The sequence below is a fragment of the Gryllotalpicola koreensis genome, from assembly GCF_039538185.1.
GTDB classification, from domain to species: Bacteria; Actinomycetota; Actinomycetes; order Actinomycetales; family Microbacteriaceae; genus Gryllotalpicola; species Gryllotalpicola koreensis.
This window is the reverse complement of the sequence record NZ_BAABBW010000007.1, coordinates 86,329-112,892: the sequence shown is the minus strand read 5'-3', so window position 1 is coordinate 112,892 and position 26,564 is coordinate 86,329. Positions and strand designations below refer to the sequence as shown.

Annotated in this window: 20 protein-coding genes and 3 tRNA genes; 14 read left to right on the top strand and 9 right to left on the bottom strand. The window is 68.5% G+C overall.

Annotated features, from left to right (window positions below; all coding sequences use genetic code 11):
- Nucleotides 1-17 precede the first annotated feature (17 nt).
- Entirely contained in the window at nucleotides 18-1,391 is a 1,374-nt protein-coding gene (locus ABD708_RS18825; protein ID WP_344757365.1) for an FAD-dependent oxidoreductase, read from the top strand.
- A 97-nt stretch (nucleotides 1,392-1,488) separates the two neighbouring features.
- Here the strand turns inward: ABD708_RS18825 and ABD708_RS18820 are convergent, their stop codons facing one another.
- Complete coding sequence (locus tag ABD708_RS18820; RefSeq protein WP_344757363.1) at nucleotides 1,489-1,977, bottom strand: YajQ family cyclic di-GMP-binding protein; 489 nt, start codon at nucleotides 1,975-1,977, stop codon at nucleotides 1,489-1,491.
- 88 nt (nucleotides 1,978-2,065) lie between these two features.
- On the opposite strand from ABD708_RS18820, the gene ABD708_RS18815 reads away from it, so the two are divergent.
- The 3 genes from ABD708_RS18815 (at nucleotide 2,066) to ABD708_RS18805 (ending at nucleotide 4,734) form a co-directional block, all read left to right on the top strand.
- Nucleotides 2,066-2,581: a DUF805 domain-containing protein gene (locus ABD708_RS18815; RefSeq protein ID WP_344757361.1), complete on the top strand. Its 516-nt coding sequence runs from the start codon at nucleotides 2,066-2,068 to the stop codon at nucleotides 2,579-2,581.
- Between the two features lie 87 nt (nucleotides 2,582-2,668).
- A tRNA-Tyr gene (locus ABD708_RS18810) sits at nucleotides 2,669-2,750 on the top strand.
- A gap of 187 nt (nucleotides 2,751-2,937) precedes the next feature.
- Nucleotides 2,938-4,734, top strand: a complete 1,797-nt coding sequence (locus ABD708_RS18805) for a cell wall-binding repeat-containing protein (protein WP_344757359.1) — start codon at nucleotides 2,938-2,940, stop codon at nucleotides 4,732-4,734.
- A 53-nt stretch (nucleotides 4,735-4,787) separates the two neighbouring features.
- On the opposite strand, the gene ABD708_RS18800 is transcribed toward ABD708_RS18805, so the two are convergent.
- The gene (locus ABD708_RS18800; protein ID WP_344757357.1) at nucleotides 4,788-5,288 is read right to left on the bottom strand and encodes a DUF805 domain-containing protein; all 501 of its coding nucleotides are present in this window, start codon (nucleotides 5,286-5,288) and stop codon (nucleotides 4,788-4,790) included.
- A gap of 394 nt (nucleotides 5,289-5,682) precedes the next feature.
- Between ABD708_RS18800 and ABD708_RS18795 the strand changes: the two genes are divergently transcribed.
- From ABD708_RS18795 to ABD708_RS18765, 7 genes are all read left to right on the top strand, one after another.
- On the top strand, nucleotides 5,683-8,898 hold the full coding sequence (locus ABD708_RS18795; RefSeq protein ID WP_344757356.1) for a lamin tail domain-containing protein: 3,216 nt from the start codon (nucleotides 5,683-5,685) through the stop codon (nucleotides 8,896-8,898).
- A 41-nt stretch (nucleotides 8,899-8,939) separates the two neighbouring features.
- Nucleotides 8,940-9,755, top strand: a complete 816-nt coding sequence (locus ABD708_RS18790; protein WP_344757355.1) for an inositol monophosphatase family protein — start codon at nucleotides 8,940-8,942, stop codon at nucleotides 9,753-9,755.
- A 124-nt stretch (nucleotides 9,756-9,879) separates the two neighbouring features.
- Complete coding sequence (locus ABD708_RS18785; protein WP_344757354.1) at nucleotides 9,880-10,782, top strand: M23 family metallopeptidase; 903 nt, start codon at nucleotides 9,880-9,882, stop codon at nucleotides 10,780-10,782.
- A 142-nt stretch (nucleotides 10,783-10,924) separates the two neighbouring features.
- Nucleotides 10,925-11,869 carry a carbohydrate ABC transporter permease gene (locus ABD708_RS18780; RefSeq protein ID WP_344757353.1) on the top strand — a complete coding sequence of 315 codons (945 nt, stop codon included), beginning with the start codon at nucleotides 10,925-10,927 and terminating at the stop codon, nucleotides 11,867-11,869.
- A complete protein-coding gene (locus ABD708_RS18775) occupies nucleotides 11,866-13,191 on the top strand; it encodes an ABC transporter substrate-binding protein (protein WP_344757352.1) in 1,326 nt (441 codons plus the stop codon). The genes ABD708_RS18780 and ABD708_RS18775 overlap by 4 nt, the downstream gene beginning before the upstream one ends.
- A 21-nt stretch (nucleotides 13,192-13,212) precedes the next feature.
- Nucleotides 13,213-14,043 (top strand): carbohydrate ABC transporter permease, encoded by an 831-nt coding sequence (locus ABD708_RS18770; protein ID WP_344757351.1) that lies wholly within the window; start codon nucleotides 13,213-13,215, stop codon nucleotides 14,041-14,043.
- On the top strand, nucleotides 14,040-15,383 hold the full coding sequence (locus tag ABD708_RS18765; protein WP_344757350.1) for an MBL fold metallo-hydrolase: 1,344 nt from the start codon (nucleotides 14,040-14,042) through the stop codon (nucleotides 15,381-15,383). Before ABD708_RS18770 ends, ABD708_RS18765 begins: the two co-directional genes overlap by 4 nt.
- Nucleotides 15,384-15,389: 6 nt before the next feature.
- Here ABD708_RS18765 and ABD708_RS18760 read toward each other — a convergent pair whose 3' ends face one another.
- Complete coding sequence (locus ABD708_RS18760; protein ID WP_344757349.1) at nucleotides 15,390-17,051, bottom strand: glycoside hydrolase family 13 protein; 1,662 nt, start codon at nucleotides 17,049-17,051, stop codon at nucleotides 15,390-15,392.
- A 161-nt stretch (nucleotides 17,052-17,212) separates the two neighbouring features.
- On the opposite strand from ABD708_RS18760, the gene ABD708_RS18755 reads away from it, so the two are divergent.
- From ABD708_RS18755 to ABD708_RS18745, 3 genes are all read left to right on the top strand, one after another.
- Nucleotides 17,213-17,284, top strand: a tRNA-Thr gene (locus ABD708_RS18755).
- A gap of 13 nt (nucleotides 17,285-17,297) precedes the next feature.
- A tRNA-Met gene (locus ABD708_RS18750) sits at nucleotides 17,298-17,371 on the top strand.
- 204 nt (nucleotides 17,372-17,575) lie between these two features.
- Nucleotides 17,576-18,796 (top strand): Fic family protein, encoded by a 1,221-nt coding sequence (locus ABD708_RS18745; RefSeq protein WP_344757347.1) that lies wholly within the window; start codon nucleotides 17,576-17,578, stop codon nucleotides 18,794-18,796.
- Nucleotides 18,797-18,812: 16 nt separating this feature from the next.
- Here ABD708_RS18745 and ABD708_RS18740 read toward each other — a convergent pair whose 3' ends face one another.
- The 6 genes from ABD708_RS18740 to ABD708_RS18715 form a co-directional block, all read right to left on the bottom strand.
- Nucleotides 18,813-19,076, bottom strand: coding sequence for a hypothetical protein (locus ABD708_RS18740; RefSeq protein WP_344757345.1), 264 nt, complete (start codon nucleotides 19,074-19,076; stop codon nucleotides 18,813-18,815).
- 3 nt (nucleotides 19,077-19,079) lie between these two features.
- Complete coding sequence (locus tag ABD708_RS18735) at nucleotides 19,080-19,541, bottom strand: hypothetical protein (protein WP_344757343.1); 462 nt, start codon at nucleotides 19,539-19,541, stop codon at nucleotides 19,080-19,082.
- 292 nt (nucleotides 19,542-19,833) lie between these two features.
- Nucleotides 19,834-21,132, bottom strand: a complete 1,299-nt coding sequence (locus ABD708_RS18730) for a glycoside hydrolase family 27 protein (protein ID WP_344757341.1) — start codon at nucleotides 21,130-21,132, stop codon at nucleotides 19,834-19,836.
- Nucleotides 21,129-23,558, bottom strand: coding sequence for a glycosyl hydrolase family 95 catalytic domain-containing protein (locus tag ABD708_RS18725; protein ID WP_344757339.1), 2,430 nt, complete (start codon nucleotides 23,556-23,558; stop codon nucleotides 21,129-21,131). Before ABD708_RS18725 ends, ABD708_RS18730 begins: the two co-directional genes overlap by 4 nt.
- Nucleotides 23,555-25,360 carry a beta-L-arabinofuranosidase domain-containing protein gene (locus tag ABD708_RS18720; RefSeq protein WP_344757406.1) on the bottom strand — a complete coding sequence of 602 codons (1,806 nt, stop codon included), beginning with the start codon at nucleotides 25,358-25,360 and terminating at the stop codon, nucleotides 23,555-23,557. The genes ABD708_RS18725 and ABD708_RS18720 overlap by 4 nt, the downstream gene beginning before the upstream one ends.
- Nucleotides 25,360-26,376 carry a glycoside hydrolase family 43 protein gene (locus ABD708_RS18715; RefSeq protein ID WP_344757337.1) on the bottom strand — a complete coding sequence of 339 codons (1,017 nt, stop codon included), beginning with the start codon at nucleotides 26,374-26,376 and terminating at the stop codon, nucleotides 25,360-25,362. Before ABD708_RS18715 ends, ABD708_RS18720 begins: the two co-directional genes overlap by 1 nt.
- Nucleotides 26,377-26,564: the final 188 nt, after the last annotated feature.

Genomic DNA, 26,564 nt, shown 5'->3' with positions numbered 1-26,564 from the left:
CTGAGGGAGTACCCACCATGACCAAGCTGCGCCTCGCCATCGTCGGTGCCGGCCCCGCCGGCATCTACGCGGCGGACATCCTGCTCAAAGCCGAGCGCAGCTTCGACGTGTCGATCGACCTGTTCGACCACCTGCCGGCCCCCTACGGGCTGGTCCGCTACGGCGTCGCGCCCGACCACCCCCGCATCAAGGGCATCATCACGGCCCTGCGCGACGTGCTCGACCGCGGCGACATCCGCATCTTCGGCAACGTGCGCTTCGGCGCGGACCCCGCAGAGGGCCTCACGCTCGACGACCTCAAGCGGCACTACAACGCGGTGATCTTCGCGACGGGTGCCGTGCACGACGCCGAACTGCGCATCCCGGGCATCGACGCCGCGGGGTCGTACGGCGCAGCCGACTTCGTCAGCTGGTACGACGGCCACCCCGACTATCCGCGCGAGTGGCCGCTCGACGCGGAATCCGTCGCCGTCATCGGAAACGGCAACGTCGCCCTCGATGTCGCACGTGTGCTCGCGAAGCACGCGGACGACCTGCTGCCGACCGAGATCCCCGCGAACGTCTACGAGGGGCTCAAGGCATCCCCGGTCACTGATGTCCATGTCTTCGGGCGCCGCGGCCCGACCTCGGTCAAGTTCACCCCGCTCGAGCTGCGTGAGCTGGGCGAGCTGCGCGACGTCGACATGATCCTCGCCGACGAGGACTTCGACTACGACGAGCACGCGCAGGCATCCGTCGCGGGCAACAAGCAGATCATGGTCATCGACCGCGTGCTGCAGTCGTGGCGCAAGCGCGAGACGGGCCAGGCCAGCCGCCGCCTGCATCTGCATTTCTACGCCAAGCCGGTCGAAGTGGTGACGGATGCCTCAGGCCGCGTGTCGGCCCTCAAATACGAGCGCACCCGGCCGGACGGTCAGGGCGGGGTCGTCGGCACGGGCGAGCTGCGCGAGGTGCCGGTGCAGGCGCTGTACCGGGCGGTCGGCTACTTCGGCTCGCCGCTGCCGGGCGTGCCGTTCGATGAGAAGCATGGGGTGATTCCGAATCATGAGGGGCAGGTCGTCAACCCCGATAACAACGAGCAGGTCTATGGGGTGTACGCGACCGGCTGGATCAAGCGCGGGCCCGTCGGTCTGATCGGGCACACCAAGTCGGATGCCATGGAGACGGTCGAGCACATCATCAACGACCTCGGCAACTGGTGGGCGCCGGAGTCGCCTTCTGAGGCGTCGATCGTCGAGCTGCTCGAGTCGCGTGGCATCCGCTACACCACCCTCGACGGCTGGCACGCGCTCGACGCGCACGAGATCGCCCTCGGTGAGCCCGAGGGCCGCGCGCGCATCAAGGTCGTCGACCGCGACGAGATGGTGCGCGTCTCACGCCGGGAAAGCTAGCTGAAGTCCCGCTGGTTGAGGAGCCGCGGAGCGGCGTCTCGAAACCAGTCCGCGGGATCGTTTCGAGACGCACCTCCGGCGCTCCTCAACGATCGGACTACCTGAAGTTCACGAACTGCAGGTCGACCTCGAGGTCCTTGCCCTTGAGCAGGGCGATGGTCGCCTGCAGGTCGTCACGGCTCTTCGACGAGACGCGCAGCTCGTCGCCCTGGATCTGGCTCTTGATCGACTTGGGCGCCTCGTCGCGGATGATCTTCGAGATCTTCTTCGCCTCGTCCTGCTCGATGCCGTTCTTGAGCTTCGCCTCGATGCGGAACTCCTTGCCGCTGGGGAACGGCTTGCCGGCATCCAGCGACTTCAACGAGATGCCGCGCTTGATCAGCTTCGACTGCAGCACGTCGAGCACGGCGCTGACCCGCTCTTCCGAGTTCGCCTTGAGCAGCAGGGCCTCGCCCGACCACTCGACCGAGGCGCCGACGCCCTTGAAGTCGTAGCGCTGGTCGAGTTCCTTCTTGGCCTGGTTGACGGCGTTGTCGGCCTCCATCTTGTCGACCTTGCTCACGATGTCGAAGCTGCTGTCTGCCACCTTGGTCTCCTTCTCAACGTGCCCGAGCCCCGACCATGGGGACTGTGCACCATTGTCCCAGAACCGACCGTTCGCTTCACTCGGATGCATGAGCGATCCACACGGGCAGACCCCGCCTCCGCCGCCTCCGCCACCCCAGTACTCCGCGACACCGCCGATGCTCTACAGGCCGCCGCGGTCTGATCCGTCGACGCCGCTCGATCAGCCCTACTACGGCATCGGATTCTTCGCGGGGTGGAAGCGCTACTGGCAGAAGTACGCCACCTTCTCGGGCCGCGCGAGCCGCAGCGAGTTCTGGTGGGCGTTCCTCGGCAACGCGATCTGCTTTCTGATCCTGACGGGCGCGCTTTATGTGCCGGGCGCCGTGATCGCGACGCAGAACGGCTCGCAGGCCCTGGTGCTCACGGGATCATTCGTCATGCTGGCGTTCGTCCTCGCCGCCGTCGTGCCCGCCTACGCGATCCTGTGGCGGCGGCTGCACGACGCGAACCTCGCCGGCCCCTTCGCGCTGTTCGCGCTCTTCCCGTACGCCGGCACGGTGTGGCTGATCGTGATCGGATGCCTGACGCCGAAGCTCGAGGGTGCGAGGTTCGACGTGCACTGAGCACCGGATTTCGTGGGATCGGCAACGCCCGGGTAACATTGGCAGGCGCCTTCGATCGGGTGAATACACGCGGTCGGAAGCGTCAACGGCGAGTTACCCAAGCGGCCAAAGGGATCTGACTGTAAATCAGCCGGCTTAGCCTTCGGGGGTTCGAATCCCTCACTCGCCACTTTCCGAATCACAGAGAAAATCCCGGTCAGGATGCATTTCCTGCCGGGATTTTCCACGCTTGAGGTTCTCATCGCCCGGGCGGCTCCGGCGTCGGCGTGGGAGGCCCCCTAACTGGGAGGAGTTCCTCTGGGCGCTGCTCAATACCGTTGAGCCTGTCTCAACTTGCACCCTGCAATGGAGCTTTCATGAAGCGCGCCCTCCTGATCCCGGTCGTTCTCTTTGCGGCGACCGCTGTGGTTATCGGCACCGCTGCACCTGCGTCGGCAGCCTCGAACGCGACGGCGACGGAGCTGCTGAACTCGTTGACCGTGGCTCAGCCGTCGCACGCGTCGAGCTACAGCCGAGATGCGGACTTCTACACGTGGTCCGACCCGCTCGGAGATGGCTGCAACACGCGCGCAGACGTGCTCAAGGCACAATCGTCCGTTCCCGTGATCATGACGACATCGACCGGCTGCACCCTCGCGACTGGCCAGTGGACGTCGTGGTACGACGGTGCGAGCTGGTCGCTGGCATCCGATCTCCAGATCGATCATCTGGTACCCCTCGGGGAGGCCTGGTCATCCGGCGCGTGGGCGTGGACGGCGCAGCAGCGCGAGAACTACGCCAACGACATCTCGACCGGGTATTCGCTGCAAGCGGTGACGTCGAGCGTGAACGAATCCAAGGGCGACCGCGATCCATCGGCCTGGATGCCGCCCGCGGCTGCGGCGGCCTGCCAGTACGACCAGGACTGGGTGCTGGTCAAGTACAAGTGGAATCTGACGGTCGATGCCGCCGAGAAAGCCGCGATCGCAACGCAGCTGGCCCAGAACGGCTGTGGCGCACAGACGCTGGCGCTGCCGGCCAAAGCGGGCACGTCCGTCGAGGCGGGTGTCGCCGTCACACCCGGCACCAAGCGGATCTCCGGCTCTGACCGGTTCGCAACCGCAGTCGCGATCTCGAAGGCGTCCTTCTCGCCCGGTGTGTCGGTGGCATACGTGGCCGACGGCTTGAATTATCCGGATGCCTTGTCCGCCGCGTCCGCTGCGGCCACGGCCGGCGGCCCGCTGCTGCTGACGGCGCCCGGGTCACTGCGGTCTGATGTGGCGGCGGAGCTCAAGCGGCTGAAGCCTGCGTCGATCGTCGTCGTCGGGGGGACTGCGTCGGTCTCGCAGTCTGTGCAGAAGTCGCTGGCAGCGTATGCGCCGACCGTGGTCCGCTATTCGGGCGGTGATCGCTTCGCGACCTCGCGGGCGATCGCATCCACGGCGTTCCCTTCAGCAGGCACCGTCTTCGTGGCGAGTGGGCTGAACTTCCCGGATGCGCTCTCGGCGTCGGCGGCTGCAGGCGCTGTCGGCGCCCCGGTGATCCTCGTCAATGGCGGCGCGGGCAGCCTCGACGCGACGACGAGCAAGGTGATCCGCTCGATGGGGGCGAGCAAGATCGTCATCGCCGGCGGAGCCAGCGCCGTCAGCGCCGGCATCCAGACCGGGCTTCGATCGCTTGGCAGCGTCACCCGTTACGGCGGAGCCGACCGATTCGCGACCTCGAAGCTGATCAACGACGCCTTCTTCCCGAAGGCGCAACAGGCCTATCTCGCGAGCGGTGTCGTGTTCCCCGATGCCCTCGCCGGCGCCGCGGTCGCCGGGCGCTATGACGCACCTCTGTTCGTGATCCAGCCGGGTTGCGTGCCCGACGCGATCGCGAGCGACATGTCCACGAAGGGTGTTGTCGAGCGCCTGATCCTCGGCGGCACCAGTGCGCTGTCATCGGCGGTGGCTGCAGGAACGAAGTGCAGTGCTCTCGCGCCGAAGCCGGCCCCCGCTCCGAGCAAACCGACTCCCAGCAAGCCGGCGAACCCTGGCGATTCGAAGAACTGCTCTGATTTCGCCACGCACGCTGCGGCTCAGGCGTGGTTCAACACCTATTACCCCTACTACGGCGACGTGGCACACCTCGACAGCGATGGCGACAAGATCGCCTGCGAGAACCTGCCCTGAGAACTGAATGTGCCGGCCACCCGGGCTCGGGTGACCGGCACATGTGACTCAGATCATCGATCGAAGCGCGCGCCCTCGGGCTTCGGGCCCTGGATCACGAAGACCAGCAGGATGATCCAGCCGATGATCGGCAAGAACCACCAGAACAGGTTCCAGCCGCTGTGGTTCGCGTCGTGCAGACGACGGAACCAGAGCGCCAGCCAGGGGATCAGGATCGCGAGACCCCAGAGGCCGGAGATCGTCGAGAAGGTGATCGAGAGCCCCGTGAGGCTGCCGTCGGCGTTGTGGTGGTTCTGGAAGAACCCGAGCACGACGTTGATCAGCCAGGAGATCAGCGCCCACCACCAGAACTCGGCGCGACTCGCGCGTCCCGAGAACACGACGTACTTCGTGAAGAATCGGCGGACGGCGGCAGACAGCGGTGCCCCGTAGTAGGGCTGATCGATCGGCGGCTCGCCCGCGGTCGCATAGCCCGATCCGCCGTATCCCGGCGGTGGCGGCGGCACGGGCGGGGTCGGCGGTGCGGGCGGTGGCGGCGGTGGGACGTCAGTCATCGAGAACCTCCATACTTTTCCCCCGATGAAGCGGGTGTTCCGCGCCAGATTAGGGGTTCCGTCGTCCCGCGCGCCAGCGGCACGCGAGGATGTGTCGCGAAAAGGCGCCAGGAGCAAAGAACGGCGGGCCCGAGTGAGTCGCACATCTCACCGGGCCCGCCCGCTATGGAGGCCCACCCTCTAAGGAGCGGGGTCGGTCACGCACACCGACATCACGATCTACGTTGGTGCGCGTGACTGGCAGTGACGTTGCCCTCGCCTATGAATCCCGTGTTAAGGAAACCCGAGGGCCGCCCCCCGACTGCGGGCCATGCTGAACAAAACTCAGGACAGTTCGTCTGCGCGTGGGCGTTTGTTCACTTTCCGTTTCAGCGGCGACTTAATCGTGAAGTGCGTGCGTGTTGCTGCCCGTTCCTTCGTCGTTGCCGCCTCCGTGCTGGCGCTCGCCTCCGCCGGCCTGACCGTCGCTCCCGCCGCCATTGCGGACAGCCCCGCGCCCGAGGTCAAGATCACCGAGTTCGCCTACGGCGGCGGAATCACGACCTCGAGCGCGGGCGGTGACGGCGAGTACGTCGAGATCACGAACCTGGGGTCGACCGCCGTGGACATGTCCGGCTGGTCGTACGGGACGACGGCGACGGCCGGTGCAGTGTCGCTGTCGGCGTTCGGGTCTCTCGCCCCAGGCGAGTCGGGGATCATCACGGATGTCACGCCCGCCGAGTTCCGCGCGGATTGGGGACTGACGGATGCCGTGCCGGTCGTGAACGACGGCGACACGACCCTCAACAAGGGCCCCAAGACCATGCATCTCTTCGACCCGAGCGGCGCGTTGGCCGACTCGGTGTCGTACGCCTCCGGCTTCCTCTCGGGCAAGGGCGTCTCGGCCTGGGTGGACGCCGCGCACGTCGGCGCGAAGTCCGACACGACCGGGTGGACGATCTCCCGGGCCGGCGATCAGCAGGGCAGCTGGGCCAGCGTCACGGGCTCGATCGGCTCGCCCGGCGTCTCGTCGCTCGCCGCGCAGGCGCAGGCGGCCCCGAGCGTCGCGATCACCGAGTTCGCCTATGGCGGCCGCATCAGCGGCTCGACCACGAGCGGCGACGGCGAGTACGTCGAGGTCACCGACATCGGACGCACCCCGGTGGATCTGACCGGTTGGTCCTACGGCACGGCCGCAACGGCGCCCGGCCCGGTGTCGCTGGATGGTGTGGGCATGCTCGCGCCGGGCGAGTCCGCGATCATCACCGACGTCACCGCCGCCGAGTTCCGCTCGGATTGGGGACTGACGGATGCCGTGAAGATCGTGAACGACGGCGACACGACCCTCAACAAGGGTCCCAAGACCATGTACCTTTTCGATGCCGCCGGCAACACGACAGACTCGGTGTCGTACGCCTCCGGCTTCCTGTCCGGCGGCAAGGGACAGTCGGCGTGGGTCGACGCGGCACACGTGGGGGCGAAGTCCGACACCGCCGGGTGGACCTTCTCGACGGCCGGCGATGCGCAGCAGAGCTGGACCAGCGCCACAGGCTCGGTCGGCTCGCCGGGGGCATCGAGCTTCGGCATCCATGACGCCGCCTTCGTTCACACCGCGCCCACCGGTGGCGGCGGCACGCCTCCGACCGACCCGAACTGGGCCGACATCGTCATCAACGAGGTGACCTCGGACAACGACGGCATCGGCTTCGCCCCGCTGCCCACCCTCTCCGACGGCATCGAGCTCTACAACAAGGGAACGCACGCGGTGAGCGTGGCCGGCTGGAAGCAGGTCGACAGCGGCGGCGCCTCCGCAGCAGCCGACTTCTCGGGCGGCCTGTACGTGAACGGGGTGCTGTCGACGACCATCCCGGCCGGCGGCTTCGGCGTGTTCGGCTCGACCAAGGGGCTGTCCAGCGGCGGCGACGCCGTCAAGATCTACACTCCGGACGGCACGCTGGTCGACCAGGTGAGCTGGACCGCCGGCCAGGCCGGTGTGGACGAGACCGTGAACAGCGACCACGCCTACAAGGCGCTGGCCCGCTGTGGCGACGGCGCGGCGACGTTCCTCGAGGTGGCCGAGGCGAGCTTCGGCGCCTCCAACGACGCAGCATGCGCGACGGGTGTGCCGCCGCTGACCAGCGGCTCCGCCCCAGAGGCTCCGTGCCAGACCGAGGACTCCGGCGACGCGCCCGGAACCGTCCCGGCTGACGCCGCGACCTGGCCTGGCAGCGCGACCCCCGTGACGATCGACGCCCAGTGCTCCTGGGTGACCAGCGAGTCGGGTCAGGATCTGAGCGGTCTCGCGTTCGACCCGAAGAATCCCGACGTGCTCTACGCGGTCAAGAACAAGAGCCACGTGTGGCGGCTGCTGAACGAGAACGGCACGTGGGTGAAGGACACCGCGAACGGCTGGGCGAACGGCAAGGACATCCGCTTCCCGAACGGCGGCGGCGCCCCCGACTCCGAGGGGCTCACGGTCGGGCCCGACGGGGCGCTCTACATCACCACCGAGCGCGACAACGACGCCTCGAACGTGCCGCTGGACTCGATCCTGCGCTTCGACCCGACGACGTCGGCGACGACGATCTCGGCGACCGACCAGTGGGTGCTGACCGATGACCTCGGCTACGCGCCGACGGATGCCGCCGACGCCAACCTGGGATTCGAGGGCGTCGCCTTCGTTCCGGACAGCTACCTCACGACCCACGGCTTCCGCACCGACGCCGGAGCGCTGTACAACCCGGCGGACTACCCGAAGAAGGCCGTCGACGGCCTGTTCTTCGGCGCCGTCGAGAAGACCGGCCACCTGCGCGCCTACGTGCTGAACACCGACCACACATACACGCGCGTCGCCGACATCGACAGCGGACTCGTGGGCGTCATGGACGACTCGTTCGACGCGGACCTCGGCGGGATCTGGGCGCACTGCGACAACACCTGCGGCAACGCGACCGCGTTCCTCGGCATCGGCAGCGGCGGCCACTTCGAGGTCCAGCACACCTACGCGCGCCCCGCGAATCTCCCGAACTACAACCTCGAGGGCTTCGCGGTGGCGCCGGCCTCCACGGCGGTGAACGGCCAGCGCCAGGTGCTCTGGACCGACGACGGCAACCGCTTCGGCTACTCCCTGTGGGCGGGCACCCTCACGGTCGAGGCGGGCACCACGCCGCCGGGCGGTTCGGGCGGCTCGGGTGACTCGGGCGGTTCGGGCGACGGCACGGTGACCCTGAGCATCAGCGCGTCCACGGTCACGGCAGGCGGCACGATCACCATCACGGCGAGTGGGCTCGTGCCGGGCGCGAGCTACCTCACGGTGCTGCACTCGACCCCGGTCCTCCTCTCCCGTGCGGTCGCGGGTGCCGACGGCACGCTTGCCATCACCGGAACCATCCCGGCGAGCACCCCGGCAGGCGCGCACACCATCACCGTCGCCGCCGCCTCCGACCCCGACACGGTGCTCGCCTCGACCCCGCTGACGGTCACCGCCGCCGCGGCTGCAGCGGCCGTCTCGGCAGACCTCGCCGCCACGGGAACCGATGCTCTTCCGTGGGCGCTGGCCGCAGCCGTCCTGCTGCTCCTGGGCGCGGGCGCGCTCACCGCGCGGCGACTGCTGCGCGGCCGGAGCGCGTGAGGCGGCTATCTGCCGCCCGCTATCGGCCATAGGCTCGAACCGTGCCGAACGCGAATGACGAGCTGCTCGAGATCGCCCGCTCCACGGCTGTCGCCGCCGCCGAGCTGGTGCGCACCAAGCGCTCGGCGGGCGTCTCGGTCGCGGCGCTCAAGTCGTCGCCGGTCGACGTGGTCACCGAGGCCGACCGCGAGTCGGAGGAGCTGATCCGCTCGCTGCTCGCGGACGCACGGCCCGGCGACGGATTCCTGGGGGAGGAGTCCGGAACGGGCGACGCCTCCACGACCGGGGTCACCTGGGTCGTCGATCCGATCGACGGCACGGTCAACTACCTCTACGGCATCCCCGACTATGCGGTGTCCATCGCGGCCGTCGAGGGCGGCGACGACCCGGCGGAATGGACGGCGCTCGCCGGGGTGGTCGTCAACCCCGTGCTCGGCGAGGTCTACACGGCGACGCGCGGCGGGGGAGCCTTCCTCGGCGACCGCCGCCTGCGGGTGGCGCCCGGCAAAGAGCTGGCACGCGCGCTGGTCGCCACCGGGTTCAGCTACACGGCCGAGCGGCGCGAGCGTCAGGCATCCGCTCTCGTCCGTCTCATCCCGCTGATCCGCGACATCCGCCGCATCGGCTCGGCGGCGCTCGACCTGTGCGCCGTCGCGTCAGGTCGCGTCGACGCGTATTACGAGCGCGGCCTGAACCCGTGGGATCACGCGGCCGGCGCGCTGATCGCCGCGGAGGCGGGAGCCAGAGTGGCCGGGCTTGGTGGCGCACCCGCGGGCGCGCTGTTCACCCTCGCCGCCGAGCCGGGGTTGTTCGCCCAGCTCGAGCCGCTGCTCGACGAGTTCGGCGCGGCGTTCTGAGGCGTCCCCCAGCCGGGGGTTGCGTCCTCCCAGGATCATCACGGTAGGGTAACGAAATCGGTTTTTGATCGTCCCGGCGATCGGATGCCTGCCCGAACCCCTGCGTCAAGAAGTAGTCACCCCCGTGCCAGAAACCGCCTCCCAGCCGCAGACGCGGCGTGCTCTGCGCGAGCTCGAGCGCGCTCGCGGGCGGCGACGGAGTGCTCGCGGGCACGAGACCGTGCCGCAGCGCGGGGCGCAGCAGAGCTGGCTGCAGGTGGCCGCGCCGCTTCCGGCATCCGCTCCTCCGCCTGCTCCGGTCAGCGCGGTGAGGCCGGCTCCGGCGACGCCGGTCACGGGCGCGAAGCGCAGGTCGCGGTGGCCGCTCACCGCCGCCGCGTTCGTCTTCGCCATCGGCCTCGCGATCACGAGCATCGTGCCGATGCTGGCGCTCGGCCAGAGCGCGACCGCCGCGGCGGCGACTGCCACCGGCGCGCAGAGCGCGGGCAAGGTTCAGGCGTGGAAGGCGTCGCTCGCGGCGAGCGGCCCCCAGGCATCCCGGGACGCGTATTCGGCCGAGCTGTCCACGGTGGGTGCGGTCGTGGCTCCCGGCGACGGGCAACTGGCCTGGCCGTTCCCGTTCGCCTCGCCGATCTCCTACGGCTACGGGCCGCGCGTGGCTCCGATGGAAGGGGCGTCGACCTTCCACCAGGGCGTCGACTTCGACCCGGGCAACGGCACGCCCATCCAGATCATCGGGGCGGGCACCGTCACGAAGGTCGTCACGAACGTTCACGACGGGCTCGGCGTGCACGTCATCGTCGACCACGGCATGATCGACGGCCATGAGGTCGAGAGCTGGTACTGCGAGATGGCGCCGGGCTCGATCAAGGTGGCCAAGGGGCAGAAGGTGAAGCTCGGCGACATCGTCGGCAACGTCGGCGTCTCCGGGATCTCGACGGGCGCGCACCTCCACTTCGAGCTGCACCTCGACGGGAAGCCCGTCGACCCGATCGCCTGGCTCACGGCGCACGCCGGCCAGCCGTAGCCCGACCTTCGCAGAGTTCACCTCTGAGTCACGGGCAGGTCTTACGCCCGTAACGCGCCGCACGGTACGGTCTAATCTTGGCCGCGGGCCAGGGGCGCCGAACCGACATCGAGCGCCGCCGCCACAGCCTCGAGGAACCACCGTGCGAAAGAGCTGGGGAACGCTGCGTTCCCCGATCGCCTATCTCTTCGTGCTGCCCGCGCTGCTGATCTTCCTCGTGTTCTCGATCGGCCCGACGGTCTACACCTTCGCGCTCTCGCTGTTCAAGTGGAACAAGTTCAACCCGGCGCTCTCGACGTTCATCGGCCTCGAGAACTACCGCACGGTGTTCACCGGCCAGGGCACACCGAGCTTCTGGTCGACGCTCGGCATCTCGTTCTACTTCGTCGCGGGCATGGTCATCGGCGGCACCGCGATCGGGCTCGCGCTGGCGCTGCTTCTCGCGCGCGGCGGGCGCGCCCTGGCATCCGCTCGCACCATGATCTTCTTGCCGCACGTCACGCCGATCGTCGCCACGTCGCTCGTGTGGGTGTGGATCTTCAACCCGCAGTTCGGCCTCGCGAACCTCGTCGTGCACGCGACCGGCCACGAGAACATCGACTGGCTGGGCGACTCGAACTGGGCGATGCCGGCGATCCTCATCTACTCGCTGTGGCACGAGCTCGGCTTCGTGACCATCGTGTTCCTCGGCGGGCTGACCACCATCTCGACCGAGCTCGCCGAGGCGGCGAAGCTCGATGGCGCGAACGCCTGGCAGGAGTTCTGGCACGTCACGTTCCCGCAGCTGCGGCCCGTTGTGACCCTCGTGCTGCTGATCGAATCGGTCGGCAGCCTGCAGGCGTTCACCCAGTTCTTCGTCTTGACCCGCGGCGGCCCCGGCTACACGACGGCGACGCTCGGCTTCCAGCTCTACCAGCAGGCGTTCGTGTTCTCGAACACGGGCTACGCGGCCGCACTCGCGGTCGTGCTCTTCCTCGTCACCGCCGCGCTCAGCATCCTGCAACTCCGGCTGCAGGGCGGCGCCGGCGCCTCATCGCGATCTCATCCCCGACCTGTCACACGTTCCTTGAGAAAGGCCAACTCATGAAGCGCTCCACCCTCAGCGCGGTCGTCGCGGGCGCGGCGATCGCCGCCCTCGCCCTGACCGGCTGCTCCTCGGGCAGCACCTCCTCTTCCGGCGATTCGTCGAAGGGCGTGCCCACCCTCGACCCGAACAAGAAGGTGACGATCACCTTCATGGAGGCGATGGCCTCCGGCGCGCTCAAGACCGAGCTCGCGAAGGTCACCGACGAGTTCGAGAAGAAGAACCCGAACATCACGGTCGAGCTGCAGGCGCAGCCCGACTACAACACGCTCAAGACCAAGATCGACGCGGCCCTTACCGCGGGCAACGCCCCGACCATCGCACAGGTCTACGGCGAGTGGGCCGCCGAGTACGCGAGCTCGGATGTGATCGAGCCGCTCACCGACTACGCGGCCGCAGACCCCTCGGCGACCGACGGCCTCTACACCGGTATCAAGAACAGCCTCTACATCGACAAGAAGCTGTACATGTGGCCGTTCAACGCGAGCGCCGTCGCCGTGTTCTACAACCCCGAGATGCTGAAGGCCGCCGGCCAGGAGGTGCCGAAGACCTGGGACGACTTCGTCACGGTCGCCAAGGCGGTCTCGAAGGACGGCGTCGTCGCCCTGCCGATGGACCCCGGCTCGTCGTCCGGCCCCGCAGGCGGCACGACCGTCTTCGAGCTGATGGCGCAGGCCAACGGCACCCCCGTCTTCGCGGATGACGGCACGCCGCAGCTCGACTCGAAGGACGCCGTCGCCGCGCTGCAGACCCTCGTCGACCTGAAGAAGGCCGGCGCACTGCAGACCGGAACGAACTACCCGGGCGAGACGGCGCTCGGCGCCGAGAAGGGCGCCTTCGACATCTCGACGACCACGAGCGTCTACTACGACCAGCAGGCGGTCGGCGGCAAGTTCGAGATGGGCATCGCGCCGGTGCCCGCGGGCAAGGACGGCAAGCGGGTCAACCAGATCAACGGCACCAACGTGGCCATGTTCTCTTCGGCGACGGATGCCCAGAAGGCGGCCGCCTGGAAGTACATGCAGTTCCTGACCGAGGCCGAGACGCAGAGCGAGTGGGCGCAGGCGACCGGCTACCTCCCCGTGAACCCGAAGACCCTCGACCTCGCCGACATGAAGACGTACATCCAGAAGAACCCGTACGTCACCTTCGCCAGCGAGGATCTTGCGAACTCCTCGGCTCTGCCGCCCTACGCCTGGGTGCAGGACAGCCTCGGCGACCTCGGCGCCGCGCTGCAGTCGGCGCTCGCCGGCAATGCCACCCCCGAGGCGGCGCTGAAGGACGCGCAGGACAAGGCCGAGAAGGCCATGGCGGCGGACAAGTAGGACCGGCTCAGGCATCCGTTCATGAAAAGAAGGCGAACCCGGCGGGGCCGCACGATCGCGGCCGTCGTCGCGGTCATCGTCGGGCTGGCGTTCCTCGCACCCCTGCTGTGGGTGCTGGTGACCAGCCTGTCGAGCCGCGGCGACGTCTACCGCTTCCCGCCGACGCTGTGGCCGGACTGGCAGTGGGCGAACTACGCCCGCGCCTGGTCGGCGGCGCCGTGGGTGCGGTACTTCCTCAACACGGTGTTCATCGGCGCGTGCACAGTCACCCTCGTGCTCGTGACGTCGGTGCTCGCCGGGTTCGCCTTCGCCCGCATGCGCTTCCTCGGGCGCACGCCGCTGTTCCTGCTCGTGCTCGCCGTGATGATGGTGCCGCAGACGGTGCTCATCATCCCGAACTACGTCATCGCGTCGCGGCTGCACCTGCTCGACACCTACTGGATCCAGATCCTGCCGTTCGGGGCATCCGTCTTCGGCATCTTCCTGCTGCGGCAGTTCTTCCTCTCGATCCCCAGCGAGATCTTCGACGCGGCTCAGGTCGACGGGGCCGGGCCGCTGCGCATGGCGTTCCAGATCGCCGGGCCGCTCGCCCGGCCGTCGCTGATCCTCGTGGGGCTCAACACCTTCATGGGCGCGTGGAACTCGTTCGTGTGGCCCTACATCATGACGACGAAGGACTCGATCCGGCCCATCGAGGTCGGGCTGAACGCCTTCTACGGCGTGAACGGCACCGACTGGACGACGCTCTCTGCCGCCGTCGTCTTCACGACGATCCCCATCGTCGTGCTCTTCCTCTTCTTGCAGAAGTACTTCGTAACCGGCCTGTATTCGACTTCGGGAGCTGTTCGTTGACGACCATTGAATTCTTCGGCGGCCTCGGCGTCATCGGCTCGTCGAAGATCGTGATCTCGCAGGGGAATTCCCGGGTCCAGCTCGACATGGGCCTCGACATCCCGAGCGGCGAGGACCTGATGGCCGCGCCGGTCGGTCTCGACTCGCGCCGCGGTCGCGAGCTCGCCGATCTGCTGCGCATCGGCGCGGCGCCGCGGGTGCCCGGACTGTACGACCCGCGCTGGCTGCCTGCCGACGTGGCCTCTGAGGAGTTGCTGACGGATGCCCCGGGGCTGCACGCCCTCTTCATCAGCCACGCCCACCTCGATCACATGGGGCTCGTTGGCTTTGTGCGGCCGTCGGTGCCCGTGTACGCCATGGCGCAGACCGTCGAACTGCTGCGCGCGCTGCAGCTGAGCGGCGAGCCGGTGCTCGGTGCCGAGCCCGCGTGGCGGGTGATCTCGCCCGGCGTGCCGGTGACCGTCGGCGACATCACGGTCGAGGCACTGCCCGTCGACCACGACGTGCAGGGCGCGTGCGGATTCCTCGTCACTACTCCCGACGGGCGCATCGCCTTCACGGGTGACCTGCGCTTCCACGGCTCCGAGGCGCAGCTGAGTCGCGACTTCGCCGCCGCCGTCGCGGGGGTCGACGTGCTGATCACCGAGGGCACGACTCTGTCGTGGGAGCCGCTGCCCGCGCCGGTCACCGAGGCCGACGCCGCGCAGCGCTTCCGGGCCGCGCTCGACGAGGCGTCCGGTCTCGTCCTTGTTGCGCTCTACCCGCGGAACACCCTGCGCGCGGCGCGCTTCGCCGAGGCCGCTCGCGAGGCCGGGCGCACGCTGGTATGGCCGGGCCGCGTCGCCGCGCTGTTCGCGCGGCTCGGCTGCGGCGACGTCGTCACATGGGATGCGAGCCGACCGCAGGCATCCGATCATCTCGAGGCGATCGCGCGCGCCGAGGCCGACGGATTCCGGTTCTCAACCGTCTCGCTCGACGCCGTGCGCGCCGAGCCCGGCCGCTACGTCGTCATGCCCGATCCGCACGACCTGCCGAGCCTGCTCGACCTGCCGCTGGTTCCGGGCGACATGCTGCTGCACTCGAACGGTCAGCCGCTCGGCGACTTCGACACGTGGTGGCGGCCGTTCACCGCGTGGCTCGGGCAGCTCGGCGTCGAGCTGCGCTCGGCCGGCTCGGGCGGCCACGCGAGCGCCGACGATCTGCACGCCATGGTGGAGCGCATCGCGCCGCGAGTGGTCTTCCCGATCCACACCTTCAGCCCGCGCCGGCTGCAGGTGCCGTCGGGCGTGCGCCGCGTGATCGCGGAGTACGGGGTGAAGTACCCCCTCGCCGAGCTCTGAGCGGGCTTACTCGCTGACCATCCACACGGTGGTGTCCGGCGGCAGGTTGCGGCCGACGGGCGCGCTCGCGGCGATGACCCGGCCGTCGGGCAGGTAGAGGTCCCAGCCGCCGAGGTTCGCGATCACGGTGACGTCGCCGTTGCGCAGCGCGACGATGTCCTCGCCGAGGCCGTCGATGAACTCGACGGAGCCCTCGCCGAGCGCGTGCTCGCGGCGCACGGCGAGCAGCTCGCGGTACATCGCGAGCGTGGAGCCCGGGTCGGATTCCTGCTCGTCGCGTGCCAGCTCGGCCCATTCCGCCGGCTGCGGCAGCCACGAGGCGCCACTCGGGCTGAACCCGTAGGCAGGGGCGGATGCCTCCCAGGGGATCGGCACGCGGCATCCGTCGCGCCCGTATTTCTCCCCGCCCGTGCGGAACCAGGTGGGATCCTGGCGTGCGTCGTCGGGCAGGTCGGCGACCTCGGGCAGGCCGAGCTCCTCGCCCTGGTAGAGGTAGGCGGAGCCCGGCAGCGCGAGCATGAGCGCCGTCGCAGCGCGACCGCGCCGCAGGGCGAAGTGCCGTTCGGGCAGCTTCGGGATGTCGCGCGGGCCGATCCCCGACCCCTGCGCGCTGTCGAACGCGAGGGCGAGCCGTGTCGCGTGCCGCAGCACGTCATGATTCGAGAGCACCCAGGTCGAGGGGGCGCCGACCGAGGCGAATGCCTCGAGGGATTCCTGGATCACCTCGCGCTGCGCCTCCGCCTGCCACTCGGTGAGCAGGTAGCTGAAATTGAAGGTCTGCTGCATCTCGTCGGGGCGCACCCACTTCGCCAGCTTCGAGAGCGGCTCGACCCACGCCTCGCCGCACAGCGCGCGGTCGCCGTCGTACTCGGCGAGCACCTCGTGCCATTCGCGGAAGATCTCGTGCACGCCCTCCTGGCCCCAGTAGGGCGCGGGCTCCGGCTCGTCCTCGAGGTCTTCGGCGCCGGTGTGGCCGCCCATCGACGCCTGGTGCTTGGGCGGGTTGTAGTCGGGCAGCCCGTCGGCCTTGATGAGCCCGTGGGCGACGTCAACGCGGAATCCGTCGACCCCGCGGTCGAGCCAGAACCGCAGGATGTCGCGGAACGCCGCCCGCACCACGGGCGAGCGCCAGTTGAGATCGGGCTGGCTCTCGTCGAAGAGGTGCAGGTACCACTGCCCCGGCGTGCCGTCGGCTTCGGTCACGCGCGTCCAGGCGCCGCCGCCGAAGACGGATTCCCAGTTGTTCGGCGGCTCGTTGCCGCCCTCTCCCTTGCCGTCGCGGAACAGGTAGCGGTCACGCTCGGGGGAGCCGGGGGCCGCCTTGAGCGCTTGTTGGAACCACTCGTGCTCGCTCGAGGTGTGGTTGGGGACGAGGTCGATGATGACCTTCAAGGTGAGCTCGCGGGCGCGGGCGATGAGCGCGTCGAAGTCGTCGAGGGTTCCGAACAGGGGGTCGACGCCCACGTAGTCGGCCACGTCATAGCCCGCATCGTGCTGCGGCGACGGCTGGAACGGCGAGAGCCAGATGGCGTCGGCGCCGAGATCCGCGATCGCTCCGAGGCGGCTGGTGATGCCCGGCAGGTCGCCGATCCCATCGCCGTTCGAGTCCGCGAAAGATCGCGGATACACCTGGTAGATCACTGCGCTGCGCCACCACTCAGAAGCCATGAGTTTCACGCTATCGGGGTGGGCGACGGATGCCGAGGGCTTGCGTCGCGCGTCCGGCGAAGGCATCCGTTCGAACGCTCTGCGCGATTTCAAGCGCGCAGGGTCGCTCTGATATGCTCGTGCAGGTTGCCAGCATGTCTCTCAGGGGCACAGCGGCGAACGCCCCGATAGCTCAGTGGTAGAGCACTTCCATGGTAAGGAAGGGGTCGTCAGTTCAATCCTGACTCGGGGCTCTGTTCTTCTCTTGGCTGAGTAGCTCAGTTGGTGAGAGCGCACGACTCATAATCGTGAGGTCGCGGGTTCGAGTCCCGCCTCAGCTACAGTCCATGAAAACATCGGGAAGAAGGCCCCTCACGGGGCCTTCTTCTTTGTTGCCCGAGGCAGTGACCGACGGAGGCTCGGTCAGCCGTCTCGGTTGATGGGGCAAGTCGGCGTCGCAAAATCCAACTAGGTTTGCGATGAGTGCTGATTACTTAAGGATGACGCATATCGTTAAGTAACGGAGAGGCCTAGGAAAGGCTTGCATGATGACTGCGCCCACAGGAGGCAGTGACTCGCGGGGGACGATGCTCGCCTTCGAGGACCGGCGCCTGCCGGACGCCGATGGGACCGAGATGTCCAGTCGTCGCAAGTCAGTGCTGCGGAGACAGCCGTATCTCGCGGCCATTCCTGCCCCGATCTCGACCCTGGACTTCGACCTGAAATCCGAGGTCGTCGCCGTCGCGGACGACGCCTCTCAGGCGATCGCGCGCTTCGACGCCGAGTTCGCCTTGTTTCCGGCGCCATTCGCCGCCGTTCTTCTGCGCAGCGAGTCGGCGTCGAGCTCTCAGATCGAGAACCTGACCTCCAGCGCGCGCGCCATTGCCGAAGCGGAGATCGACGAGCGGCGAGAAGGCAACGCTGCCCTGATCGTGCGCAACGTTCGCGCCATGGAGGCCGCCATCGCCCTCGCAAACGACATCAGCAACGACACCATCATCGAGATGCAGCGCCAGCTGCTCGAGGACTCCCACCCCGAGTACGTCGGCCGGTACCGCACCGAGCAGGTGTGGATCGGCGGTAGCCTCCCGCAGGACGCGAAGTTCGTGCCGCCGCACCACGAGAGAGTGCCTGCGGCGATGGACGACCTGGTCGAGTTCGCGCACAGAACCGACCTGCCAGTGCTTGTTCAGGCCGCGATCGCGCACGCGCAGTTCGAGACCATCCATCCCTTCCCCGACGGCAACGGCCGCACGGGTCGAGCGTTGGTTCAGGCAATGCTGCGCAACGGTGGCCTCTTGAAGAACATGACGATCCCGGTGAGCAGCGGTCTCCTCACCGACATCGACGGCTACTTCGATGCCCTCAATGACTACCGTGCCGGAAACGTCGCGCCGATCATCACCGTGTTCGCGGAGGCCGCGCTGAGCGGAGTGAGCAACGCCTGCACTCTGGCCAGCGATATCGCACGCATGCAAGAGGAGTGGGCGACGAGGATGTCTGGACTGCGCGCGGATGCGAGCGCACGTCGCGTCGCCGCACTCTCCATCGAGTTCCCCGTTCTCCACACGCGTGTCGTGACGGAGAAGCTCGGCGTCAGCCAGCCGGCGGCGGGAAATGCGCTTGAGGCCCTCGCTGAGCGGGGCGTGCTGCGCGCCGCGAACTCGAAGCGCCGCAATCGAATCTGGGTCAACGACGAGGTGATCGCTGCGCTGGACGAGTTTGCGGCGCGTGCCGGGCGCAGACGTCGCTCCGCGGCATATTGATCCTTTGCTTCCTCAGCTACCGACACCCAGCTCGAAGGAGCGCCCTGCCCACTTCCCGTTGCGCACCCAGCGGGTGTTCGCGGTGTCCACCGGCCTGCCGCACGATCCGCAGCTCGACGCCGGTCACGACGGCGCCGCAGCCGCGGCAGTACACCTCGAGGTCGGTGCCCGGCGTCGTCGGCGTGTGCTTCCGCGCCCAGGCGGCGAAAGAATGCAGCACAGGCAGCGCTTCGCGGCCGGCATCCGTCACCTCATAGCGATGCCGCGGGCGATGGGGCACGGCTCAGCCGACCAGTCGGACCGCAGGGGCATCCGTATCTCCTCCCTCTTCTTCCGCTCTATCGTTCCAGCGCGCGCCGCGCAGCCGCCGGGTCCACTGCGTGGCTGTCACGGCGACGATCGCGAGGAACGCGGCGCTGGCGAGCGCGAGCACGACCCAGGAGACCGGATGCCAGCCCGGGCAGTCCGCCGCCGCCGACCAGCGCAGCGCGAAGTTCGCGCTGGAGGCGATGGGGAAGGTGAAGGTCCACAGCCGGAAGCCCGCGCCCGCGCGGCGGAAGTGCCCGACGAGCATCAGCTGGATCAGCAGCATCATGCCGAGCACCCCGGCGAGCAGGGTCTCGAACTCGGTGGTCAGCCAGTGCGCGATGAGCCGCGCCGTGAGCAGCAACTGCACGACGACGAGCGCCGCGACCGGCCACTTCGCGATGAGCGGCGCCCATTCGCGCCCGTCGAAGGACAGCACGAGGATGCCGACGACCGGCAGGAAGGAAAGGGCCGGCCCCGCGACCGGGTCGCGGAAGTCGGTGCCGAGCTCGGCCTGCGCCGCGGATCACGCGCCCGCGAGTCCCGCGCCGCCGAGGCAGATCGCGAACGAGCCGAGCGAGAAGTCCGAGCGGACGGCCGCCGCGATGCTCACGGTCAGCCCGGCCCTTCCCTGATCGTCGATTAGCTTTCTTGAAGGAAGCTGTCGCAGATCGTGGGAATCGTGCGGCGCAGCTTTGCGGCTGACCGGCTCTCGGGCGCTCCGCTCGGGGCTATGCGTCGGCGCGCCGGAGCGCGAACCACCGCACGCCGTGCTCGGGAACCGATGCGCTGAGCTCGCCCTCGACCGGAGCTTCGTCGTCATCGCTCCAGAGATCGCGTGCGTTCCAGCTGCCGCCGTCCTGGTGACCCACGATGGAGGAGATCGGCACTCGAATGTCGGCATGGCCGGTGCCGGTCCAGAACGCGGCGACGAAGTGCTCGCCGTCGGCAGAACTCGACCGCGCGGCCCACACAATCCATTCGCCGTCCCCGTGCGGCTCGCGGATGATCTCGCCGTTGTCGCGCGTCGCACCGAGTACGCGTGCCAGCCAGGGGTTCGCGAGCAGCTCGATCGTGCGTTCGTCGCTCGTCGGCAGGTCCCCGCCGACCATCAGGGGAGACCGTGCCATCGCCCACAGGGTGAGGACCGTGCGCTGCTCTTCCCAGGTCAGAAGACTGTCGCGAGGCTCGCCGCGTTCGGCGCGCAGGCCGATTCGGCCCAGGGGCAGCATGTCGGCATCCGCCCAAGCTCCGGAGGCCTGCAGCGGAGCCCAGCGCGCCAGTCGCGCGAATTGTGCGTGGACGTCCTCCCAGCGGTCCCACAGATCGTCTGAGATGCGCCACAGCTGTGCGCTTTCCCGCAGCGGCTCGAGGTGCCTCGTCGACAGGTGCGTGCCAGGCGAGAGGGAGAGCGAGATCGGACGCCCGGATGCCGCGATGGCGCGGGCGTACATGCGGATCTCCTCGCCGTGGAAGGGCGCCAGCATGTCATCGAGCTTGATGAAGTCCACGCCCCAGCGCGCGAATTGCCGCACCTGCGCGTCGTAGTAGGCCTGCGCCCCCGGGTGGGTCACGTCGAGTCCGAAGTTGTCGCGGTTCCAGGGGCACACGCTGTCGACATCGGCGATCTCGCGCGCCGTGTACTCGGTTCCGAAGACGGGCAGATCCTTCTCCACGGCCAGACGGGGGATGCCGCGCATCACGTGGATGCCGAAACGCAGGCCGAGCTCGTGGACGCGAGCGGCGAGGGGGCCGAACCCGGCGCCGTCGGCCGCAGACGGGAAGCGGCCGACCACGGGAACCAGGCGCCCCCAGCTGTCCAGCACGGGTTGCAGTGGCTCGTTGTAGCCGTGGGCACGGGCGTAGGGGTCGAACCAGCCCGCGTCGATGACGACGGTGTCCCAGCCGGCCGGAAGCAGCCGACGATGCAGGAACTCGGCGTTGGCGATCACCTCGGCCTCGGTCACGGTGGTGCCGTAGCAGTCCCAGCTGTTCCACCCCATGGGCGGGGTGGCGGCGAGCGCCTTCACGGTTCCTCGATTCTGTCGTGTGTTCGCGACCATGTCGCGATATAGCGCGTGGAGGCGGTCGCCGACCACGTGATCCATTGCCGCTCAGGGCGTAGGGCATGGGGCGTTGTGTCGCTGCGGATATCGCGCCCTGCGCTGTCCGTGATTGTGCAGAGACCGGACTGCGGCACATCCAAGCGGATCGGGCCCGTCGCGGATGCCTCGACGGTGAGTCGCTCCAGGCGACCGTGCGACCAACTCAACTCCACCCACCGGCCCGCGGCATCGCGAAGGCCGGTGGCCCGGCCGGATCGCCACTGCGACGGGAGGGCGTTCAACAGCGTGAGCTCCTGCCCGCTGCCCTGCACCAGCAGTTCCACCATGCCCGCGACGGCACCGAGATTCCCGTCGATCTGAAAGACCGCCCCTTCCGGCCAATCGTCATGCGGATGAAGGTCCAGCATCGATCGTGAGCACAGCTCTGTGGTCAGGATGTGCAACGACCTCGTTGCGAGATCCCCGTCGCCGAGCCGAGCCGCCAGGCAGAGAATCCATGCCTGGCTCCAGCCCGTGTAGCCGCTACCGGCGCTGAGCCGCCTGCGCAGCGCCTCGCGCGCGGCGGCGAAATCTCCGGGCGTACCCGACTCCGTGATCCGGTCGCCCGGATAGAGGCCGTAGAGGTGTGACAGGTGCCGGTGGCCGACTTCCCCCGGAGTGCGCTCATTCGCCCATTCCAGGAGCGCGCCGTCTCGCCCGCTGCGGGGAGCTCGAAGGCGCGCGAGTGCGTGCCGCGCGCGGTCGCGGCGCTCTCGGCCATCGCGACCGTCCTGGTCGCCGCCTGCATCCCGGACATACGCGCTCAGCGCGGCTCTCGCCAGTTCCTGGTCCATGGTGGCTCCGGCGGATACCGCTGCCGTCGCGCCGTGCTCCGCAGCGCCGTCGGCGGCGTCGATGAGGAAGAAATGCTCTGGCGAGGTGGACGGGCTGACGACGAGGGCGCCGTCGTCGTGTTCGACGAGCATGTCGAGCACGAAATCGACGGCGCGCGGCAACACCGAGCGCAAGGCGCGCGCGGCATGCGGCGAGGTGGCGCTGGACTGTCTGAGCTGGTCGGCGAGCCAGAGCAGAGCGGACGGCCAGTTGGACCATTGCGGAAGCCCCGGAATCGAATCGACGAACCGCCACAGGTCGCTGTTGTGGTGCACCGCAGAGCCCCGGGCGCCGTAGCGCCGGGCCGCCGCCTCACCCCGCACCGCCAGGTCGGTCGCCAGCTCGGCTAGCGGCGCCATGAGATCGTCGAGCCCGGTGCGGGGAGCCGCCCAGTAGTTCATTTGCAGATTGATGTTCGTGGTGTACCCGCAGCACCACCCCGGCCGCACGTCGACGTTCCAGATCCCTTGCAGGTTCGCCGCCTGCGTGCCGGGTCGCGAACTGGAGATGAGCAGGTAGCGGCCGAGGTTGAAATACCGCACCTGTCGCCGGAGAGACTCGTCGGAATCCGTGTTCGTGTCGTCACCGCCCAGGCGCAGCCTCGCCTTCTCGTACCACAGGCGATGATCCTCGCGGTGCTCGGCTGCGAGCTCTCGCGTCGTCGACCCGGCTGCGGCCGCAACGCGGTTCCGGGCCTCGGCGCTCAAGGCGGCCGCATCGGCCGAGGGCCGCGCATCCCATCCCCGGTATCCGGTTGCCACAGTGGCGATCACGCGAACGGAGTCGGCGGCGGTGCGTTCGAGCATGGCCGCCACGGCAAAGCCCATCCCGGCTGCGACGGTGCCGTCTGTGTCGGGTCGATCCTGCGCATAGACGACATGTTCGACCGGAGAAGCGACATAGTTCGGGTCGACACGAGCCGGCACCCTGCCGGTGGCGATCAGCCACTCACACCCGTCGAGGGACTCACGACGCACGTCGATATTCGGATGCTCGCTCCGGAACGACAACTCGAGCGCACCCACCGCCCCTCGTGCCTCACCGACGAAGACTCCGGCCGGGTGGCTGCAGAACGCAGTGACCTCGACGTCCCCGTCGGCAGTCGAGAACGCCGTCGTCGACGTGGCCGTCGCCAGGTTGAGCGCGCGCCGGTAGTCGCCGACGGAGGCGCCGGCGTAGCTCCATTCGAGCCACCCGACCGGTTGGTACGACTGCGCGAAACGCACGCCCTGCAGACGGGCGGCCAGCCGCTCGGCTCGCGCATCATCACCGTGGGAGACGGCAGCACGAAGCGCTTCGACGAGGCCGGGGTCGACGGGGTCGCCGGAGCTCGACTCCGGCCCGCCCGACCACAGCGTGTCGGCGTTCAGATCGATGCGCTCGGTGCCGGGCCCGCCTCGAAGCGCCGCCCCCAGCCACCCGTTGCCGAGAAGGAAGGAGTCGATGAAGCCGTCAGCAGGCGCATCGAGAGCGATGACATCGGTTGCCTCGTCGTATTCGTGCTGCATGGCCGTCATCGGGTTGGGAAGTAGACGCTGTAGGCCTGATCGGTCACTTCGTGCAGGGGCACGAGCCGGATGGTGCGCGGCTGGCCCCCGATGCGCCAACCGCGGAGCCACTCGGCCCACTGCCGCTCGTTGTCTGGGCGCAGCAGCGCAGCGGCATCGCCGCCCCGCACATCCAGAGCGACCTCGGCCTCGCACAGGCCCGCCAAGACGACCGGCCCGCAGGTGAACGCCACGGTCTGCGGTTCGTCGGGGATGGGAACGGTGCGGACATCGAACGGCAGGTGCAGTTCGACGACCGACGCGTTCCAGGTGCGGCGCATCTCGACGAAGCCGTCGACCGGCTCGGCCCGTGTTGCCACGCCGTCGACCGTCACGGAGCATGCGGTCGCCCAGGCGGGAACACGAAGTCGCAGCGTGGCGCGCATGGGCTCCGAGGCGCGCACGTGGAGCGCGACGTGCCATTCGTTCACGCGGTGCCGGTGGCCGGCGGGGCCGCTGTTCGCGTCCGGCCCCACGACGGTCGTCTGGTCCGCCAGACGCAGGTCGATGGCGAAGTCGACGCCGTCGACGGTGGTGCGAAGGCTCGACGGACGGTATTGCGCGACCGTGATCTCCGCATCGGCGCGATAGTAGATGTCGGCCGAGTGCCTCGTATGCGCCTGCACCAGCGTTCCGTGGCAGCACCAGAAGTGCTCGGTGGCAGACCCCCAGTTCTTCTGGGCTCCGCCGTGCAAAGGCAAGAAGTACGACACCATTCCGGTGCGCGGATGCTGCTGAGCCAGGATGCCGTTGTATGCGTTGGCCTCGATGTAGTCGAGGTACTCGGCGTGTCCTGTCCAGCGGAAGAGCACGTCGGCCAAGCGCATCATGTTGTAGACGGTGCAGTGCTCCTGGTTCTTTTCGCCGCGCCGTGCTGCGAACTCGAAGGGCGGCGTCCAGATCTCCCCAGAGGTCTGGCCGCCCGTGCAGAACGTGCCGCGGTCGGTGACGGCTTGCCGCCAGTACGCCACGACGATCGATCGCCATTCCTCGTCGCCCGTGACCTCGTACGCCCTGGCCGCCCCCAGCACTTCCGGGATCGTCGTGTTCGCGTGCTGATTCGTGAGCACATCGGCTCCGGCCAGCAGCGGGTCGAACAAGTGAGAATGGCGGTATCGCCGCAAGAGGCGGGCGAACATCACATCGCCGGTGAGAGCGAGCAGTTCGGCCCACACTTCGAGCATCCCGCCGGTCTCGGTGTCGAGAATGTCCTGGAAGACCTCCTCGGGGATGCCCGAGCTCCAACGGTCGATCCATCCCGCCGCCGCGACGGCGATGGCAAGCGCACGCTCATGTCCGAGGTCTCGTGCGGTGTCGACCAACCCCATGAGCGTCTTGTGCGCCACATACTGCGGAGCCCAGGTCGGCCGCCCCGCGGCGAGGCGTTCGAACAATCGCGGCGATATGCCGAACACCCAGCCGTCGCCGTTCTCGGCCTGACACTCCTCGAGAGCCTCCACGACGGCATCCACCCTGGCGCGCAGTTCGGCGTCGCCGGTGATGGCGACCTCCCTCGCCGCCGCCGACAGCCAATGGCCGACGAAGTGGCCGCGCATCGGGGATCCGGGCGTCTCCCAGCCCCAGTGCCGGTCGTCGCCTGCGGGTTGGTCGCCGCGCAGGATGCCTGAGCGCCCGACACCCGCCTCGAGCCGGTGATTCTGAACGAGATTCTCGACAGAGAGGCTCAGCAGATATCGCCGGTTCAGCGCCCGACGGTCCTCGAACAGCCCCGGTGCGAGCGCCGCTTCGTGCGGCTCGAACGCGTGCCGCATCACGCGCACACCGCCTTCGCGCTCGGCTCGGTCATGCGCTCGTCGCAGGCGAATGCCGCGTGCACGCGCGCCCATTCGTCGCCCTCGAGCGGAAGCACGCTGCCGTGCTTCGTGCTCGGCGGAAGGCGGAACTGACGATCGTCGAGTGCCTCCCATCGGCCTGAGAGCGGGTCGGTCGAGGTATAGGCCAGGTAGCCCATCGGATGCCGGGCGTATTGATCCACCAGCAGATACCAGCGCTCCTCATGGTGATGCTTGAACATCAGCGGCCCCTCCACGAGCGGGGAGCGCTCGTCCCCGAGGCGGGTGGCGACGGTCTGGAAATCGTCGGCGAAGAACGAGGATCCGACCTGCTGATAGAGCTTCGGCGACCCGTCGTTGTGCGAGCCCTCCTTCGCGAACCTGACCATCGCGGTCCCGACCCGGTGCACACTCGCATCGATGACCGAGGTCCCCTCGTCGATCAGGGTGCGAGGGGTTGAGAAGGTGCGGAAGTCGCGTGTGCGCGCCACGAGGATGCGGCTGTACGAATCCGCGCGGTGATCGGCGTCGGCGGGATCGAACAGGCTCGACGACCAGTACACGAGATATTCGCCGGTCTCGGGCAGGAACATCGATTCGGGTGCCCACGCCATGCCTGCCGTCGGCGGCGCGACCGGGGCCAGCCACGGCTGAGACCAATGCACCAGATCCTCTGAGCGCCACACGACGATGGAACGGCTGCCCTGGCGCTGCCACCGTTCCCAGTCGCCCGTGCGGTCGTGCTCTGCGTCGTCGCCGCTCCACACGAGCAGGTCGGTCGCGACCAGATAGAACTCGCCGTCGCCGCGCACCAGGTGCGGGTCGCGCGCACCGGTTGTCCCGAGGGCGGACGTCAGCACGGGGCGCCCGCCGCGCAGCCGGTTCCACACTGTCGGGTCGTCGCCCTCGCTGAGCGAGAAGAAGACGTTCTCTCCGCCCCCGCGGGGCTCCTCTACGAAGTGGACGAACAGGTAGCCGTAGGGCTCGGGTCGCATGGGGCCTCCGTCGCCGGCGGCGTCGCCGGGCGCTTGTCAACGAAACGGAGATCAGACTACGAGTCCCGGACACGATGTTGCAACGTTGCAGGAAAATTCGCCGCTGCGCTTGCCAGGGCTTCGGGCGCTGTGCTTTCCTGTGCTTGCAACGTTGCACGACGTCCATGCCCGGCTCGTCCTGCGTGGCA